This is a genomic window from Polaribacter sp. Asnod6-C07 (assembly GCF_045063625.1).
Lineage (GTDB): Bacteria > Bacteroidota > Bacteroidia > Flavobacteriales > Flavobacteriaceae > Polaribacter > Polaribacter vadi_A.
The window spans coordinates 3665345-3683331 of sequence record NZ_JBEFOF010000005.1; the positions used below are offsets into that span (position 1 = coordinate 3665345).

The window sequence follows — 17987 nt, forward strand, 5'->3', positions numbered from 1 at the left end:
TTTAGTAAATTAGCTATTAATTAAAAATATCATTTAAAACTTTAGCCAAACGAATACCTCCTTTTTGTAGCTGAGTTCTTACAGTTCCAAAATGATCATAATTGTATCTATAACGTAAATTTTCTCCAATTTTAGCAGATTTATAAACTTCTGCAGAAATTTCATGTACTTCATTTACCCAATCTACAATAGATCCTTGCTCAATTAATTCTATTTGTTTTTTTGATAAATCTTTAGCATTATCAGCTAAATCAGAATAACTCATTCCATAATCATCAATCATTTTACTATCCCAAACACTGTGCAAATTTGTTCCTTTTCCAAACCATTGTACTTGTACATCATTACCTCCTTTATCCTCTTTTCTACCTATGTGTAAAGGTTGATGTAAATCACCAATAAAATGAACTAACATTTTTAAATGAAAAACCTTGTCTTTTTCACTGCTATTTTCATCCTCTAAAACTTTAATACAAGTATCTATACCTGTTACTAAATCTCCTTGCGGATTTTTCTCAGATTCTTCATAAGTCTGATTTAAATCCATATTTACATAATGCCAAGGCGAATATTGTCTGTAAGCTCTATCTGATTTTATTTCATCAGCAAACGTAGATACAAAAGCTAAACTCTGCCCTTTTAATAACTTATCTATTTTCTTTTTGGCTCTGTTTGTTAAATAATTTTCAGCAATTTTACCTGTAACTCTATGCCCATTTTTACCCCAAAAAACAGTTTCTTCTGTAGTTGAATTTGTTAAAAAAAAGAAAGGGATTAACAATAATAATTTGATATTCATTTTTCTGAATTAAATTTAATTATGGCAAAAGTATAAAAATATTTATCAGAAGTTTTGTTAAATCATCAAAAAATATTATATCTTTGTGATATCATTTTAATATCACTATAAATTCAAATAATATGAAAGCAGAGAAAATTATTAAATTAGCAAACGGTTACTTAATGTTGTTTATCGTTTTATTGTTGTTTTTTGGCGGAATTGCCATGTCTTTCTTTAAAGAAACTCCAATTTTTATTCTAGCTTCTATTGTTGGGTTTATTGGTTTTTTCGGCTTTATTCTTGTTAACCCAAATACTTCTAAAGTTATCTTACTTTTTGGTAAATATGTAGGTACTATAAAAGAAAATGGTTTATACTGGGCAAATCCACTTTATAGAAAAAAAACAATTTCTTTAAGAGCAAGTAATTTTGATAGTGAGCGTTTAAAAGTAAACGATAAACTAGGAAATCCTGTAATGATTTCAACCATTTTAGTTTGGCGAGTTACAGACACTTACAAAGCTGCTTTTGATGTAGATAATTACGAAAATTTTGTACGAGTACAAACAGATGCTGCTGTTCGTAAATTGGCCAGTATGTATCCTTATGACAATTTTGCTGATGAAGGCCATGATGAAGATATTACATTACGTTCTAGTGTTAACGAGGTTTCTGAAGCTTTAGAAAAAGAACTAGAAGAACGTTTATCTATTGCTGGTATAGAGGTTTTAGAAGCTAGAATTGGTTACTTGGCTTATGCTCAAGAAATTGCTTCTGCCATGTTAAAAAGACAACAAGCAACAGCAATTGTAGCTGCAAGACATAAAATTGTACAAGGTGCTGTAGAAATGGTAGAAATGGCTTTAGAAGAACTAAATAAAAAACAAATTGTAGAGTTAGATGAAGAACGAAAAGCGGCTATGGTTAGTAATTTATTAGTTATTTTATGTGGTGATAAAGAAGCATCTCCTGTTGTAAATGCAGGTACTTTAAGTCATTAAAATATGGAAAAAGACAAAAAACAGACTAAAGGGACAGGGATTGCAATAGGAATAGCTATTGGAGTTGCATTAGGAGTCGCACTAAATAATATTGCCATAGGAATTAGTTTAGGAATCATTTTCGGGGTGATATATGATAAAAATAAAAAGACTAAATCATGAAAGAATATAAAGTAGTCAATTGGAAAATGGGATTATCCAAAAACAATCAAAAACTTGAAGACACTCTAAATCAGTTTGCAAGGGAAGGTTGGGTTTTAAGACACCTTGCAGAAAACACAGCAAGAATTGTTTTAGAAAGAGACAAAAATAGATAAATATGAAGGTTTTTAAAGAAGAACAACGTTTTACACAATTGTGGTTAATAGTTTTAATGGCAGTTAGTTTAATTGTTCCTGTAACTATAATTATTAAAGAATACAACCAAACAAACTCTTCTTTATCGCAAAATAAATTAATAGGTACTATCATAATTATCATTGCAACTGCGCTTTTAATTTTTACTTTTAAGTTAACAACTAGAATAGATGAAAAAGGAATTTATTACCAATTTTTTCCTTTTCATTTAAAGTTAAAATTGATTACTTGGCAAGATATTTCTAAAGCTTATGTTAGAAATTACAGTCCTATTAGCGATTATGGTGGCTGGGGATTAAAAGGTGGTTGGTCTAGTGCAAAAGGCAAAGCAATAAATGTTTCTGGAGATGTTGGCATTCAATTAGAACTAAAAACGGGCAAAAAACTATTAATAGGTACACAAAAAGAAAACGAAGCCAAAAGCGTTTTAGCAACTTATGCATCAAAAATAAATTTATCATGATACGTTTCATCAGTTATTTAATTTTTACTGTTTTTTCAATTTCGGTTTCATTGGCACAAATGAATTCGGAAGAAATCCTGATTAATAACTATGCCATTCAATTGCCAGGCACTTTAACGTATTCTCAAGAAAAATCAGCTTTAATTATTTGGGTTCATGGTTCTGGTGCTGTAGATAGAAATGGAAATCAAGCACAATACATCAAACAATTTAGAAAAGCTGTTAATCAAGAAAATATTGCATTTTTTAGTTTTGATAAAAGAACTGCCAACCCAAAAAATAGTAACATTATACAACAAGATGGAATTATTTTTAACGATTTTGTTAGCGATATAAAAGAAGTCGTAAATCATTTTAAAAATGATAATCGTTTTACAGAAATTATTTTAGCAGGTCATAGTCAAGGATCACTAATTGCAATGTTAGCCTTAGAAAATGTAGACAAATACATTTCTATTGCTGGTGCAGGAGAAACTATTGATAAAACCTTAGTAAAACAAATTTCAAAACAAAGTCCTATTTACGGAGCCTTAACAGAAAAATACTTGAAAGAGTTAAAAGAAACAGGGAAAATTAAAGAAATAGACCCAAATTTAATGTCGCTTTTTGCGCCTCAAAATCAACCTTTTCTAAGTTCTTGGATTACATTAAAGCCAACAGAAGAAATTAAAAAAATAACAATACCTACTTTAATTGTAAATGGTGATAAAGATTTTCAGGTTTTGGTTACAGATGCAGAAAATTTAAAAGCTGCAAAACCTGATGCAAAAATTGTTATCATAAAAAACATGAACCATATACTTAAAGACATTCAGAAAAATGAAGATAATTTAGCATCTTATACGAATCCAAATTTTACTATTTCAGAACAACTGATCAAAACTATTGTTGAATTTGTAAAAAAATAAAATGGCAAAAAAGAAAGCTTTCGCATTGCGAGTAAATGAAGATATGATAAAGGCTATCGAAAAATGGGCTGCAGACGAATTTCGTTCTACAAACGGACAAATAGAATGGATGTTAATGCAAGCATTAAAAGAAGCCAAAAGAGAACCTAAAAAGAAAGAAGAATAGTTTAAAACACACATTTTTAATTGTTAAAAAAACGCTCAATTTTTATTGAGCGTTTTCTATTTTGTATATTGTTGGCTAAATTCAAATTCAATAAATCTTACACAATGAAAAAACTACTAACCTTACTTTTTTTATGCACTACATCCCTACTCTTTTCTCAAGAGTTTTCTATGGATTTAGTAAAAAATATGAAACCTAGAAACATTGGTCCAGGAGGCATGTCAGGTCGTGTTACAACCATAGATGTTGTAGAATCTAATCCAGAAATTATGTACGTAGGTACTGCTTCTGGTGGTATCTGGAAATCTACTTCTGGCGGAATTAAATGGGAACCAATTTTCGAAAAAGAACTAACAGCTTCTATTGGTGCTATCGCCATTCAACAATCTAACCCAAGTGTTATTTGGGCAGGTACAGGAGAAGGAAACCCAAGAAACAGTTTAAATGGTGGTTTTGGTATTTATAAATCTTTAGATGCTGGTAAAACTTGGACAGCTATGGGTTTAGAAAAAACAAGACACATTCATAGAGTTATTATTCACCCAACAAATCCAGATATTGTTTACGCTGCTGCAATAGGTTCTCCTTGGGGAGAGCACAAAGAACGTGGTGTTTACAAGACTACAGATGGTGGTAAAACTTGGTCACAAATTTTATTTAATAATGTAAAAACAGGAGCTGCAGATTTAATTATGGATCCTACAAATCCTAACAAATTAATTGCAGCAATGTGGGAGCACAAACGTGATCCTTGGTTTTTTAATTCTGGTGGTAAAGGTAGTGGTTTATACATAACTCATGATGGTGGAGATAACTGGAAAAAAATTACAGATAAAGAAGGTTTCCCTAAAGGGGATTTAGGAAGAATTGGTGTTGCAGTAGCACCTAGTAATCCTGATGTTATTTACGCTTTAGTAGAATCGAAAAAAAATGCACTTTACAAAAGTGAAGATGGTGGTTTTAAATGGAAAAAAATTAACGATAAACCAGGTATTGGTAACAGACCTTTTTATTATTCAGAAATTTACGTAGATCCACAAAACGAAAACAGAGTTTTTTCTGTATTTACTTATGTAAATGTATCACAAGATGGTGGTAAAAACTTTAAACAATTAATGCCAGCTTATGGTGCAAATAATGGTATACATCCAGATCATCATGCTTGGTGGATTCATCCAAACAATGGTAAATTTATGATTGATGGTAATGATGGTGGATTAAATATTACCAAAGATGGTGGTAAAACTTGGCGTTTTATAGGTAACATTCCTGTAGCCCAATTTTATCATATTAATGTTGATAATGAATTCCCATACAATGTTTATGGAGGTATGCAAGATAATGGTTCTTGGAGAGGACCTGCTTATGTTTGGAAAGCACAAGGAATTAGAAATTCTTATTGGCAAGAAATTTCTTTTGGTGATGGTTTTGATGTAGTGCCAGATAAAGACGATTCTAGATATGGATGGACAATGAGTCAGCAAGGTTCTGTTTCTAGATTCGATTATTTAACAGGTAATAATTATGGAGTAAAACCAACACATAAAGACCCAAATGTAAAATTACGTTTCAATTGGAACTCTGCTATTAACATAGACCCTTTTGATAATTCTACTTTATATTTTGGTAGTCAGTTTGTACATAAATCAACAGATAAAGGTTTAACTTGGTCTGTTATTTCTCCAGATTTATCTACCAACAATCCAGAAAAATTAAAACAAGCAGAAAGTGGTGGTTTAACTATGGATGCAACTGGTGCAGAAAATCACTGTACAGTTTTAGTAATAGAACCAACAGTTTTAGAAAAAGGTGTTTTATGGGCTGCTACAGATGATGGCCAAGTACACATCACTAAAAATGGTGGAGAAACTTGGACAAATGTTGCTAAAAACATTAAAGATTTACCTGCAAATAGCTGGATTACACAAATTAAAGCATCAAACAAAAACAAAGGTGAAGCTCTTTTAATTGCTAATGATTATAGACGTTTTAACTATACACCTTATGCATACAGAACCAAAAACTATGGAAAAACTTGGGAGCGTATTGTAGATGAAAATGATGTACAGAGTTATACTTTATCTATTATCGAAGATCCTGAAAATGCAAACTTATTGTTTTTAGGTACAGATGATGGTTTATATGTTTCTATTGATGCTGGTGATAAATGGACAAAATGGACAGAAGGTTTCCCTACTGTGCCTGTTAAAGATTTAGTTATTCACCCAAGAGAAAATGATTTAGTTATTGGTACTTTTGGTAGAGCTGCTTGGGTTTTAGATGATATTAGACCATTAAGAAAAATGGCTGAAGAAAACATTATTTCTAAAAAATTAGAATTATTTACACCACCTACAGCATATCAATCTGCATACCAACAACCAACAGGAAGTAGATTTGGTGCAGATGCATTATACCAAGGAGAAAACAGAAAAGGTGGAGCAATTATATCTTATTACATCAACAAACCAAAGGTTGATAAAAAAGCAGAAAAAGTTAAAAAGAAAGATAAATCTGCAGTTAAATACGATTCTATAAAACTAGAAATTTTTGATGGTGCAAGACAAATTAGAACTTTAAAATTTAAAACTCCTAAAGAAAATGGTGTTCATAAAACTACTTGGTATTTAAGAGAAAAAGGTGTTGATAGAGCTTCTAGAAGAGTAAGAAAATCTACAAGAGAGCCAGGAGGTGTTTCTGTAAAACCAGGTACATATAAATTAAAAATGACTTTTGGTGATGCTGTTTCTGAACAAAATATAAAAGTAGAATTCGATCCTAGATTAGAAATTTCTGATGCTGCAATTAATCAAAAATATAATGCTAGTAAAGAACTAGAAAAGTATCAAGAAAAAATTACAGGTATTGTAACTCAATTAATAGAAAGTAAAAATACAGCAACTTCTATAAAATCTGATTTATCTAAAGAAGACAAGAAAAAATACAAATCAGAAATTAAATCATCAACAGAAATTATTAAAAAGATTGATAGTTTAACTGCAATGTATTTAGGTACAGTTGATAAAAGACAAGGTATTACAAGAAACCCAGAAATAACCGTAAACCAACGTTTTGGACAAGCAAGTAGATATATTCGTTCTCGTTTTGGAGAGCAAACAGCTACAGAAACTGTTTTAATGAATCAATTTATAGAAGAATTTAAAAAAGTAGTTGCAGAAACAAATGCCTTTTTTAATAATGATTGGGTTGCTTATAAAAAAGCTGTTGAAAATATTAAAATATCACCTTTTAAAGAAACTAAAATCTATTCTACGAATTAACATTTATGAATAAAATTTTATTAATTATGGGTTTGTGTCTTATTTCTTTTAAGGCGCAAACCCAAAATTCTGCCGAAAATAAACTAGGAACATGGTATATGTACAATGGTTCTCATAAAATATCAGAAAAATACGCTATTAAAACAATGGCTCATTTTCGATATTATGAATTAGCTAGTGAGTTTCAACAAGAAATCTACAGATTGGGTGTAAACTATACATTTAACCCTAAAACAAATATAACTTTAGGTTTAAGTTATTCAACAGCAGATCTAGTTTATGATGGACCATCTTCTGGTTTATATGAATGGCGTTTTTATGAAGATTTAAATTTAAAATCTAAATGGTGGCAATTCAATGTAAAACATCGAATTCGTTTTGAACATCGTTTTATTCACAAAAATTTAATAGAAGATGTTACGCAAACTTGGGTACGTTATAACTTAAATATAGGTTATCCTCTTTCTGAAAAGTGGAGTGTTTACGCTTTTAACGAATTATTTTTAAATTTAGATAGAGGTAAAAGATTTGCTCAAAACTGGACAGGTGCAGGATTTTTACATCAATTAAACCCAAGAACTAAACTTAAAATGGGCTATTTTCAAATTAAATCTCCAACAAGAGTTTTAAAAAGATTACAGTTAGGAATAATTTTAAACACAAATCATATTAAAAACAAAAAATAATGACAGCTCCAATTATTACTAATGATGCCATTGTTTTTGGTATTTTAATGATTTCTTTAGGTTTTGTTTTTTATACAGAAAATCTAAAATCTGGTTTTTGGCCTAAGTTTTACAAAATAGTTCCAGGCTTATTTATGGCGTATTTTATACCTGCTATTTTTACAACTTTAGGAGTAATTGCACCTGAATGGGAAACCGAAAATAATTTAGGCGAAGCTGTAAAAAATAGCTCTAATTTATACTATGTTTCTAGTAGATTTTTATTACCAGCTGCTTTGGTTTTAATGACGTTAAGTATCGATTTAAAAGCCATTTTTAATTTGGGGTCTAAAGCATTAATAATGTTTTTTACTGGTACTGTTGGTATTGTAATTGGTGGTCCTATTGCCATTTTATTAATCTCTATTTTTTCTCCAGAAACTGTTGGTGGTGCAGATTTTGATGCAGTTTGGAGAGGTTTATCTACACTTGCAGGAAGTTGGATTGGTGGTGGAGCCAACCAAACTGCAATGTTAGAGATTTATAAATATAACCCAGCAAAATATGGAGGAATGGTTTTTGTTGATATTGTTGTTGCCAATATTTGGATGGCAATTTTATTAATAGGAATTGGTAAAAAAGACAAAATAGACAGGTGGCTAAAAGCAGATACTTCTGCCATCGAAGATTTAAAGAATAAAGTTTCTCAATTTTCTCAAAAAGTAAAAAGAAATCCGTCTTTAACAGATTTAATGATTATGCTTGCTATTGCATTTGGTACTGTTGGTTTTGGTCATTTTGCATCAAAATATTTGAGTGCTTTCTTTACTGATTTTGTAAACGGAATGGATTCACAAACTTGGCGAAATATTTTCTCGTTTTTAGGTTCTGGTTTCTTTTGGCTGATTAGTATTTCTACAATTGTTGCCATAATTTTATCATTTACAAAAGCAAAAAATTACGAAGGTGCAGGTGCCAGTAAATTGGGTAGTGTTTTTATATACATTTTAGTTGCCACAATTGGTATGAAAATGGATTTATTAATGATTCTAGACAATGTTGGTTTAATTGCCATTGGTTTAGTTTGGATGTCTATACACGCAGGTTTGTTAATCTTTGTTGCCAAATTAATTAAAGCACCTTATTTCTTTTTAGCTGTAGGTAGCCAAGCCAATGTTGGTGGTGCAGCCTCTGCTCCTATTGTTGCACAAGCTTTTCATCCGTCTTTAGCTACAGTTGGTGTTTTGTTAGCTGTTTTTGGTTATGCCATTGGCACTGTTGGTGCAATTTTATGTACGATTTTAATGGAATTATCTGCCACAATTTAAATAAAAATGAGCATATTTGCTCTCCAAAATTTTAATTTAGAATGAAAAAATTTATAACTGTTTTATCACTTTCATTAATCCTTTTTGCTTGTTCATCAAAAAAAGAAGGAAATATGATAGTTCAAGGACAAATTAAAGGCCTTAAAAAAGGAAAATTGTATTTACAGAAAATGGTAGATACTGTTTTAGTTTCTGTAGATTCTGTTGCATTATTAGGTAAAGATACTTTTAAACTAACAGACAATGTAGAATCACCTGTTTTATACTATTTAACTTTTGATGGAAATACAACTGATAAAAGAATTTTATTTTTTGGAGAAAAAGGCACAATTACCATCAATGATAAGGTTGATAATTTTGGTTCTTTCCCAAAAATTTCTGGTTCTAAAAACCAAGAAATATTAGATAATTACAATGTGGTTAGTAGAAAGTTTCAAAACCAACGTTTAGACTTTATCAAAAAAGATTTTGATGCTAAAAGAGCTAAAGACGAAGATTTAATAAAACAATTAGAAGTAGATTATAAAAGACTTGTAAAAAGAAGAGTTTTATACACAACTAATTTTGCACTTAACAATTCAGATTCTGAAGTTTCGGCTTATATAGGTTTAACAGAAATGTACGATGCTAGTTTACAAATGTTAGATACTGTAAATAATAAACTTTCTGAACGAGTTAAAAAATCTGATTATGGTAAACGTTTTCAAGAATATGTAAACAGTATAAAAGCAGCAGAAAAAGAGTAATAATATATCTTTTAAGCATAAAAAAAACCGAGCAAATGTTCGGTTTTTTTATGCTTAAATTATTCAGCTATCCTTTCTTTTTTAAGGTGATAAGTGATTATTATGTTACCTACTTTTGCTGAATGAAAACTTTATTCGAATTGTACAACTTATGTATTATCATTCAAATAATATTTTCAGGATATAACTAAAGAGTTTACGTCACAAGCAATAAATGCAATTACAAAACATAAAACACCTAAACTGTTTTTTCCATCACTATTTTTTTTCTAAAAGAACAATATTAAAACCTGAGTTTAGGGCTACTTTTCCATCTTTTACCTCAAGGGTTTGATTTGAATAAAAATCATGCAATTGCGCTCCATTTTTAAATATAGAAGAAACCTCTATTTCTTTGTTTCCTTTTGGCAAATCAATTCCGATTACGACTTGATCATTATTTCTAACTCTAGAAAAAACCAATCCATTTTCTTCTGAAATTAATTGATGTTTACCAGCACCAACAGCCATATGGTTTACTCTAAACTGACCTAATTTTTGCCAATGCTTTATTATTTTTTGAGTTTCTGCATCAGCATCAATAGCATCCCAATTCATAGTAGAACGTAAAGTAGCATCACCAACAGTTCCTTCAATTATTAAAGGTCTTGCAGATTCATCACCATAATAAACCTGAGAAGTTCCTGGTGTTAAAAATAGCATGGTTGCTGTTTTATAAGGCAATTTTCTTTCTTTATCAAAAGGTTGTCCATCATCATGAGAAGTCATGTAATTTAATACGCCATAATCTTTTAAATCATTTTGTAAAATACTGTCGTATTTGTGAAAAACAGCGGCTGCTGGCATTTGTTTGGCATTCCATTTAATCTCAAAATTGATTAAACTGTTGAAGGCATTGTCAAAATAATTTACTTTTTTATCACCAAAATCAAAAGCTTTTCCGTGAGAAATTGCATAATTGTACACTTCACCAACTAGATAAAAATGGGTGTCATCTAAAATTTTATCAGGATTATTTTTCTTGAATTCCACGAAAGCAAAATCACATGCTTGCTTAAATTCTTGCCAAACATATTCTTCTGTGTGTTTAACAGTGTCCACTCTATAACCATCAATTCCGAATTCAGTAATATAATCTGTCAACCATTTCATGATGTAAAAACGCGGCGCTCTTGGATGCCCTGTTCTTGCAAAAAATTCATCTAATTCTTTAACTTCTTGCTCATAACGTCCTTCTGCTTTCCATTTTGCAACTAATTGCGGAGGCAAATCCACAGTTTCATTACTTTCTGTTTTAATATCTGGCAAGTTGTTTACCAAAGTACAACTAATGGTATTTTCGTAATTATTGTATTCGCATTTAGGTTCCGTTCTTACCCAATTGCTTGGCCAAACAGGATCTTTTTCGGTAACAGGCCCTGTGTGATTGATGACAGCATCTAACAAAATTCTAATTCCGTTTTTGTGTGCAACAGCCACCAATTCTTTTAAATCTTCTTTGGTTCCATAATTTGGATCGATTTTGGTCCAATCTTTGGCCCAATAGCCATGAAAACCGTAAGAAACTCCTGTTCCTTCATCTGTGCTTCCATGAATTTGTTCAACAATTGGAGTCATCCAAATGGCATTGATTCCTAATTTGGTAAAATAGCCTTCTTTAATTTTTTGAGTGATTCCTTTTAAATCTCCTCCTTCAAAACCACGTAGTTTCCCTGTTTCTTTGGTTCTATTAAAATTAATATCATTTTTGGTATCACCGTTATTAAAACGATCTGTTAACAAGAAATAAATATTTGCTCCTTCCCAAACAAATTCTTTTTGAATCGTTTTTTTATCATCTTTTTTATCTGAAGTAGCACAACTATAAAATGCTACTAGACTTAAGAATAAAAATATTTTTTTCATAATTATATGGTGTAAATAGTAGAACTTTCAGATTTTAGAAACCTGAAAGTTACTTATAGGTATTATTGAAGTTTTAAAATAAAAGATTGCAAAGGTTTTATATCTATCCTAACTTTTGCCTGATTGTTTTCTACTTTTAAAGTTGATGAATATTCGTTATACAATTGGTCTTCTAGTTGATATTCACCATCCTTTAAATTCCATTTTTTAATAATATCTCCTGGTAAACTCAACTCAAAACCATAAGTGTTTTCTGCATTAAAATTAGCGATAATAATCAATTTTTCATCTCCTTTATAACGTACAAAAGACACTACTTTATCATTGTACCATTCTGTATTGTATCTGTTATGATGATGTATGTCTTCATATTCACCCATCAATGCATCACTTTGAATGGTAAAGTTTAATAGTCGTTTGTAAAAATCTCTTAAACTTAATTCTTCTGCAGTAGATTTCCCTCCATCAAATCTTTTTTTATTTACCCATCTTTGTAAAGATGGTACTCCAACATAATCGAAAATTGATGTTCTAGATGGTGTTCCAAATCCTGCTTTTTCAGAACCATCTTCACCAAATTCTTGACCAAAATAAATCATTGTGGGTGCTGTAGAAATGGTGGCAGAAACTACCATAGCTGGTTTTGCTTTTAATGCATTGCCTGCAAATTCTGGGCTTGCAATTCTTTGCTCATCATGATTTTCTAAGAAATGTAACATATTGTGTTCAATATCTTTTAAATCATCTTGAATTTTAGCAATATTGTCTGTAGAACCACGACCTTGCATGATGTTTTTAATGGTATCATACAACTGAACTTTATCGTATAAATAATCCATTTTTCCTTTTTTAATATAATCTCTGTATAAATGAGGTTGATACACTTCTGCCAATAAAAATGCATCCGGATTTTTCATTTTGATAGAAGAATTCATAAAACTCCAAAACTCAACTGGCACCATTTCTGCCATGTCAAAACGAAAACCATCCACATCTTTGTCTAACCAATACAAGGCAATATCTCTAAATTTAATCCAAGAATTGGGTATTTTTTTATCTTGCCAAAACTCAAAATGTTTTTTGTAATCTAGGTTTTCTGCACCTTCTGGTAAATCAGAAAAATCTTTTTTGCCATCTGGTGATATTCCATAATTCACTTTTACAGTTTCGTACCAATCGTAAAAATTTGGCTTTACAGATCTTGCTCCATTTCCTGTCCATTTGGATGGATTTTCATCAAACATGCCATCAGATAAAGGATGATTTTCTCCACCCAAAGGTGCATAATCATTTAAAAATTCTGGAACTTGAAATGGTTTCTCAGGATTGTAATAAAAGTTGTTATCAACATCGTAAACCACAGAAGTATCATCTTCGGCTCCAAAATTTTTAACTCCTTCAGGATTAGAAAGACTTTTGTAATTTCTGGCCACATGATTGGGAACAATATCTATAATTACTTTTAAATTATTGTTGTGAGAACGCGCTATTAAAGCTTCAAATTCTTGCAATCTGTTTTCTACATTTACAGCCAAATCCGGATTTACATTGTAGTAATCTTTTACGGCGTAAGGAGATCCTGCTCTACCTTTTACTACATCTGGATCATCGTTAGAAATGCCATATTTTGTATAATCACGAATTACATCATGATGTGGCACACCTGTGTACCAAATATGCGTAACTCCTAAATCTTTAATTTCTGATAAAGCTTTATCTGTAAAATCATTGAACTTACCAACTCCATTTTCTTCAATGGTTCCCCAAGGTTTATTGGTGGTATTTGGATTCCCAAACAAACGCGTAAAAACCTGATAAACAACTGCTTTTTTCTTTACACTAGGATTTTTCATTTTTTTTTCTGATACTTTTTCTGATGTACAACCAATTACGATTGATAAAATTACAGCTAATGAATAAGAATGTATTTTTTTCATAATTGATATTTATTTTAATGCTATTTTAATTTTTAATTCTTTATTTGGATTCCATTTTAACGGAATTGTAAGTGTATTTTCTTTGGATGAAATTCGAACTCTTTTGCCATCAACTTTTATCTTTTTAGGATTGTATTTGATGTTATGAATAATTAGTTTGATTTCTTTTTCAGATACTTTCCAATTTTCACCAAATTCTGCTTCAAAATCAATCTCTAAATATCTTTTTTCGAATTCTGCTTCAAACTCTAAAATTTCAAATTCACCTTTTTCGAAAGCATTGGCAGTTAAACCATCATCATTATAATAAGTTCTTTCAGAATTTTCTTTTTTATCTAAATAATAATGTAATTCTAATTGATTTGCTTTATAATTATCTGTAGATTGTACTAATTCACTCATCAAAATAAAAGATCCACCTCTTACATAAGTTGGAATTGCTTTTTCTTTAACTTTTACAATTTTGGTTTGTCCTCCTTCAATTTTCTCTTCATTGTAATAAAAATTAAACCAATTGGCAGTTTTCGGAAAATAAATTTCTTTTGTTTTTACAGAATCTTTTAAAATGGGTGTGATTAAAAAATCTTTTCCCCATAAATAAGTCGTTGAATTTGTCATTAAATTTGCATTCTCTTCTTCAAAGAAAACAGGACGCATTAAAGGTGTTCCTTTTTGATTATTTTCGAACGCCAAGTTGTAATTATAAGGTAATAATTGATAACGCAACTCTATAGCTTTTTTTGCTAGTTTTTTTGCCTTTTCACTTCTAAAAATAGGTTCACTTGGCACATCTTCTTGTGCGTGAGGTCTAAAAATTGGCTGAAAAACACCATATTGTAGCCAACGTGTGTATAAATTATCATCTAAATTGGCACCTGCAAATCCGCCTAAATCTGAGTGCATATAGCCCAAACCTTGCATTCCCATTTGTAAGGCAATTTCTGGTTGCGATTGTAAACCTCCCCAAGTTCTATTGACATCTCCAGACCAAGGAATCATTCCAAAACGTTGCGAACCAGAAGATCCTGCACGCATTAAAATAAAAGGTCTTTCGTTTTCATATTCTTTTTGATATCCTTCAAAAATTAATCGTGCCCAATCATGACCATACAAATTATGAATTTCATCTGCTTTTTGATTGTTGCCAAAAGTAGCCCAAGAAGGCAATACTTCTGGTTCTCCTAAATCCCCCCAAAGTCCTTTTGCACCCAAATTTAGAATCTCTTTGTAAATATCCCAGAACCAATCTTTTCCTTCTTTTTTGTAAATATCTACAATACTTGTGTTACCAAAATAGAAATCATATTTTGCTGAATTGCCAATGCTGTCTTTAGCCAAAACTTCTTTTTGATCTGCTTCTTTCCATTTTTTAGAATTGGATAAAATAAAAGGCTCAGTAATTAATACCGTTTTTACGCCTTTGTCTTTTAAACGAGCAATCATTCCTTTCATATCTGGGAAAGAATCTTTATCTACTTCTAAATTCCCCATGGTTCCTTGTACTGTTTTTCCAAACCAATACAAATCTAAAATAATGGCATCTACAGGTATATTTTCTTCTTGAAACTTAGCAATGGTTGCTTCTGTTTCTTGTTGAGAATGATATCCAAATCTACTTGAAAAATTACCTAAAGTCCATCTTGGAGGCAAAGGTTGTTTCCCTGTTAAATTGGTATAATTTTCAATTAAATCTTGCCAAGAATCACCAACGATAACTTGATAGGTTTTACGTCCAGAAATCGTTTCGTAAGTTAATGAATTGTCTTTTTTACTGTCTAAATCTAAATATCCAATTGGAGCATTATCAAAATGAATCATATATTTTTTTGATGAAATCACTAAGGGAATTGTAAAATTCATCAACTCAGATTTCGTTTCATATCCATAATGTGCTCTATTGTACAAAGGTAATCTGTAACCTCTTCTATTCATTCCTAAAGCTCTTGCTCCTGTTCCATATAAAACCTCATCATTGGTTAAATTGAATTCGATTTTTTCTGTTTTATCGTACTCAATATTTCCTTTTACCATTTCTAAAGGAATGTGATTTGATTTGTAATAGCCTTGTTTTTCTGATGTTACAACTTCTTCTTTAAATTTATACGTTATTTGAAAAGGTTTATGAGTGACATGGACTGAAATTCCATCCGTAGAAAAAACACTTTCATTTTTTGAAATAACAGGAATTATTTCAACTTTTTCAGCCTCTAAAACAACTGCGTGAGAACTGTTTAAAAACTCTTCTCTTTTTGGAATAAATGAAGTTTCAACAATTTTATCAGAATAAAATTTTATAAGGTATTTACCATCATCAACATTAATTTCTAATCCGTTTTTAGTTTGATTAACATCTTTAAAAATTCTATTGGAATTTTGTGTAAAAGAAAATGAAGAAATTAAAAGAGTTAAAAAAATGGTTATTAAGTTTTTCATAATTAAAGATTCCTCGATTAAAATTTTCTTTTATCAAAATCACTTGAAATGACATTGAAGTTTTATTAATGTTTCGTGGTTAAAATAATACTTCCTTTTTCTTTTAAAATAATTTTATCTCCCCAAGTAAAAGTTTCTCCTGAAATAATATTTTTCAGGTTTTTTCCTTCTAATCCAATCTCTTCATATCTTTTTAAATCAATGGTAATTGGTTTTTCATTTTTGTTGATGATATGCACTACAGTTTCATCATTTTTAGTTCTGAATAAGAAATATGTATTCATAAATGGTGCAAAATGAATTGTTTTTCCTTCTTGAATTGCCTTGCTGTTTTTTCTATAATTTAAAACAGTTTTTACAAAATCTTGCATTGATTTTTGATCATCAGTTAACCCCAAACCAGTAAAAGCATTTATTTTATCGCCTTTAAATCCGCCAGGAAAATCGGTTCTAATTAAACCATGATCTCCAGGATTTGCAGTATCATTCATTAAAATTTCTGTTCCGTAATAAATTTGTGGAATTCTAGGTAACATCAATAGATAACTTACAGCAATTTTTGCTTTAACAACATCTTCTTCTAAAGCTGTAAACATTCTATTTTCATCGTGATTATCAAGAAAAATTAGAATATCTTCTGGAGTAGCATAATGGAAATCATTTGCCAAACCTTCGTATAATTTCACCAAACCTTTGTCCCAAGATTCTTCTTCGTTAATTCCCTCAATAATTGCTTTTTGCATTGGGAAATCCATTGTAGATTTTAAATTAGATTGATATCCATCTTTGTTTTTAGCACCTTTTTGCCAGTAACCTACTAATAAAGGATTGTAACTCCATTCTTCACCAACAATTGAAAAATTTGGGTATTCATTCATAATAGCACCTGCCCAATTTGCCATAAAATCTTTGTCTGGATAAGGATAAGTGTCTTGTCTAATTCCGCCTAAACCTAAGGTTTCTATCCACCAAATTGAATTCTGAATTATGTAATTCGCCATAAACGGATTTCTTTGATTTAAATCTGGCATTGTTGCCACAAACCAACCTTCATTATTTCCTTTTCTATCAGCTTCTGAAGCATATAAATCTTGATTTGTAGTTCTTCTATGATTTGAATTGATATTGGTTTTATAGTTCCAATTCTCAATATGGTTTTCGTAATTTTTTTGATGATTTACCCAATCTTCAAAAGGTAAATCTTTCATCCACCAGTGTTCTAAACCACAATGATTTGCAACCTGATCCATAATTAATTTCATTCCTTTTTCTCTTAATTTATCAGCTAAATTTTTATAGTCAGATAAATTTCCAAAACGAGGATCTACTTTATAATAATCTGTAATTGCATAACCATGGTACGAACCTTGGTACATATTATTTTCTAAAACAGGAGTTGGCCAAACTGTTGTAAAACCTAAATCTGAAATGTAATCTATTCCGTTGATAATTCCTTGTAAATCACCTCCATGACGTTTGTACCCATCAGTTCTATCAATAATAGTTTCGTTTAAGTTTTGGTTGATGTCATTGCTCTCATCAGCATTTGTAAAACGATCTGGAGTAATTAAATAAATAGCATCTGTACTGTTAAAACCTTCATATTCATATGCAGTTTTTTGTCTTTGTTTTAACTCGTAAGTGTGTGTTTTTGTTGTTTGATAGTCAAAAGTAAAAGTGATGTCAAATTTTCCTGATTTTGTAGTTGCATCAATATCTAAATCAAGAAATAAATAATTGTTACTTTTTGCTTGGTTTACTTTTTTAATAGTAACTCCAGGGTAAGAAATTGATGGTTTAGATTGCCCAATATTTTCTTCTTTTACTAATAACTGGAGTGAAGTATTTTTCATATTTACCCACCAGTGAAGAGGTTCTACTCTTTCTAAAAAAGTTTTAGAAACTGAAACTTCAGAAACATCTTTTTTGGCTTCTGTATTGTTACAGGAAATAAAAATGATTACTGATAAGACTAAAAAAATGTTTCTGAAATGTTTCATAATTTCTTTTAAATAT

At 30.4% G+C, this 17987-nt stretch carries 15 protein-coding genes; 10 read left to right on the forward strand and 5 right to left on the reverse strand.

The window, feature by feature from the left end; all coding sequences use genetic code 11:
* Nucleotides 1-16 precede the first annotated feature (16 nt).
* Nucleotides 17-799, reverse strand: a complete 783-nt coding sequence (locus ACJJVK_RS15975) for a S1/P1 nuclease (RefSeq protein WP_405567843.1) — start codon at nt 797-799, stop codon at nt 17-19.
* 122 nt (nt 800-921) lie between these two features.
* Between ACJJVK_RS15975 and ACJJVK_RS15980 the strand changes: the two genes are divergently transcribed.
* The 10 genes from ACJJVK_RS15980 to ACJJVK_RS16025 all read left to right on the forward strand — a co-directional run bounded on the left by ACJJVK_RS15980 (nt 922) and on the right by ACJJVK_RS16025 (nt 9696).
* The gene (locus tag ACJJVK_RS15980; protein ID WP_405567845.1) at nt 922-1782 is read left to right on the forward strand and encodes an SPFH domain-containing protein; all 861 of its coding nucleotides are present in this window, start codon (nt 922-924) and stop codon (nt 1780-1782) included.
* Between the two features lie 3 nt (nt 1783-1785).
* Complete coding sequence (locus ACJJVK_RS15985; RefSeq protein ID WP_215995236.1) at nt 1786-1944, forward strand: hypothetical protein; 159 nt, start codon at nt 1786-1788, stop codon at nt 1942-1944.
* On the forward strand, nt 1941-2099 hold the full coding sequence (locus tag ACJJVK_RS15990) for a DUF4177 domain-containing protein (protein WP_215995237.1): 159 nt from the start codon (nt 1941-1943) through the stop codon (nt 2097-2099). Before ACJJVK_RS15985 ends, ACJJVK_RS15990 begins: the two co-directional genes overlap by 4 nt.
* A 2-nt stretch (nt 2100-2101) precedes the next feature.
* Nucleotides 2102-2602, forward strand: coding sequence for a hypothetical protein (locus ACJJVK_RS15995; protein WP_215995238.1), 501 nt, complete (start codon nt 2102-2104; stop codon nt 2600-2602).
* Nucleotides 2599-3510 (forward strand): alpha/beta hydrolase, encoded by a 912-nt coding sequence (locus ACJJVK_RS16000; RefSeq protein ID WP_405567848.1) that lies wholly within the window; start codon nt 2599-2601, stop codon nt 3508-3510. The genes ACJJVK_RS15995 and ACJJVK_RS16000 overlap by 4 nt, the downstream gene beginning before the upstream one ends.
* A gap of 1 nt (nt 3511) precedes the next feature.
* On the forward strand, nt 3512-3676 hold the full coding sequence (locus tag ACJJVK_RS16005) for an Arc family DNA binding domain-containing protein (protein WP_068364181.1): 165 nt from the start codon (nt 3512-3514) through the stop codon (nt 3674-3676).
* Between the two features lie 104 nt (nt 3677-3780).
* Nucleotides 3781-6957, forward strand: coding sequence for a hypothetical protein (locus ACJJVK_RS16010; RefSeq protein WP_405567852.1), 3177 nt, complete (start codon nt 3781-3783; stop codon nt 6955-6957).
* A 5-nt stretch (nt 6958-6962) separates the two neighbouring features.
* Nucleotides 6963-7643: a DUF2490 domain-containing protein gene (locus ACJJVK_RS16015; RefSeq protein ID WP_405567853.1), complete on the forward strand. Its 681-nt coding sequence runs from the start codon at nt 6963-6965 to the stop codon at nt 7641-7643.
* The gene (locus ACJJVK_RS16020) at nt 7643-8950 is read left to right on the forward strand and encodes a DUF819 domain-containing protein (protein ID WP_405567856.1); all 1308 of its coding nucleotides are present in this window, start codon (nt 7643-7645) and stop codon (nt 8948-8950) included. The genes ACJJVK_RS16015 and ACJJVK_RS16020 overlap by 1 nt, the downstream gene beginning before the upstream one ends.
* 41 nt (nt 8951-8991) lie before the next feature.
* Nucleotides 8992-9696 (forward strand): DUF4369 domain-containing protein, encoded by a 705-nt coding sequence (locus tag ACJJVK_RS16025; RefSeq protein ID WP_405567859.1) that lies wholly within the window; start codon nt 8992-8994, stop codon nt 9694-9696.
* 258 nt (nt 9697-9954) lie between these two features.
* On the opposite strand, the gene ACJJVK_RS16030 is transcribed toward ACJJVK_RS16025, so the two are convergent.
* The 4 genes from ACJJVK_RS16030 to ACJJVK_RS16045 all read right to left on the reverse strand — a co-directional run bounded on the left by ACJJVK_RS16030 (nt 9955) and on the right by ACJJVK_RS16045 (nt 17971).
* The gene (locus ACJJVK_RS16030; RefSeq protein WP_405567861.1) at nt 9955-11601 is read right to left on the reverse strand and encodes an alpha-amylase family glycosyl hydrolase; all 1647 of its coding nucleotides are present in this window, start codon (nt 11599-11601) and stop codon (nt 9955-9957) included.
* A 62-nt stretch (nt 11602-11663) separates the two neighbouring features.
* A complete protein-coding gene (locus ACJJVK_RS16035) occupies nt 11664-13538 on the reverse strand; it encodes an alpha-amylase family glycosyl hydrolase (protein WP_405567863.1) in 1875 nt (624 codons plus the stop codon).
* 9 nt (nt 13539-13547) lie between these two features.
* The gene (locus tag ACJJVK_RS16040) at nt 13548-15971 is read right to left on the reverse strand and encodes a TIM-barrel domain-containing protein (RefSeq protein ID WP_405567866.1); all 2424 of its coding nucleotides are present in this window, start codon (nt 15969-15971) and stop codon (nt 13548-13550) included.
* 65 nt (nt 15972-16036) lie between these two features.
* Entirely contained in the window at nt 16037-17971 is a 1935-nt protein-coding gene (locus ACJJVK_RS16045) for a glycoside hydrolase family 13 protein (RefSeq protein WP_405567870.1), read from the reverse strand.
* Nucleotides 17972-17987: the final 16 nt, after the last annotated feature.

Bases quoted from the DNA above. Each gene is read 5' to 3' on its own strand.
- ACJJVK_RS15975 (WP_405567843.1), bottom strand. From the start codon at position 799: ATGAATATCAAATTATTATTGTTAATCCCTTTCTTTTTTTTAACAAAT.
- ACJJVK_RS15980 (WP_405567845.1), top strand. From the start codon at position 922: ATGAAAGCAGAGAAAATTATTAAATTAGCAAACGGTTACTTAATGTTG.
- ACJJVK_RS15985 (WP_215995236.1), top strand. From the start codon at position 1,786: ATGGAAAAAGACAAAAAACAGACTAAAGGGACAGGGATTGCAATAGGA.
- ACJJVK_RS15990 (WP_215995237.1), top strand. From the start codon at position 1,941: ATGAAAGAATATAAAGTAGTCAATTGGAAAATGGGATTATCCAAAAAC.
- ACJJVK_RS15995 (WP_215995238.1), top strand. From the start codon at position 2,102: ATGAAGGTTTTTAAAGAAGAACAACGTTTTACACAATTGTGGTTAATA.
- ACJJVK_RS16000 (WP_405567848.1), top strand. From the start codon at position 2,599: ATGATACGTTTCATCAGTTATTTAATTTTTACTGTTTTTTCAATTTCG.
- ACJJVK_RS16005 (WP_068364181.1), top strand. From the start codon at position 3,512: ATGGCAAAAAAGAAAGCTTTCGCATTGCGAGTAAATGAAGATATGATA.
- ACJJVK_RS16010 (WP_405567852.1), top strand. From the start codon at position 3,781: ATGAAAAAACTACTAACCTTACTTTTTTTATGCACTACATCCCTACTC.
- ACJJVK_RS16015 (WP_405567853.1), top strand. From the start codon at position 6,963: ATGAATAAAATTTTATTAATTATGGGTTTGTGTCTTATTTCTTTTAAG.
- ACJJVK_RS16020 (WP_405567856.1), top strand. From the start codon at position 7,643: ATGACAGCTCCAATTATTACTAATGATGCCATTGTTTTTGGTATTTTA.
- ACJJVK_RS16025 (WP_405567859.1), top strand. From the start codon at position 8,992: ATGAAAAAATTTATAACTGTTTTATCACTTTCATTAATCCTTTTTGCT.
- ACJJVK_RS16030 (WP_405567861.1), bottom strand. From the start codon at position 11,601: ATGAAAAAAATATTTTTATTCTTAAGTCTAGTAGCATTTTATAGTTGT.
- ACJJVK_RS16035 (WP_405567863.1), bottom strand. From the start codon at position 13,538: ATGAAAAAAATACATTCTTATTCATTAGCTGTAATTTTATCAATCGTA.
- ACJJVK_RS16040 (WP_405567866.1), bottom strand. From the start codon at position 15,971: ATGAAAAACTTAATAACCATTTTTTTAACTCTTTTAATTTCTTCATTT.
- ACJJVK_RS16045 (WP_405567870.1), bottom strand. From the start codon at position 17,971: ATGAAACATTTCAGAAACATTTTTTTAGTCTTATCAGTAATCATTTTT.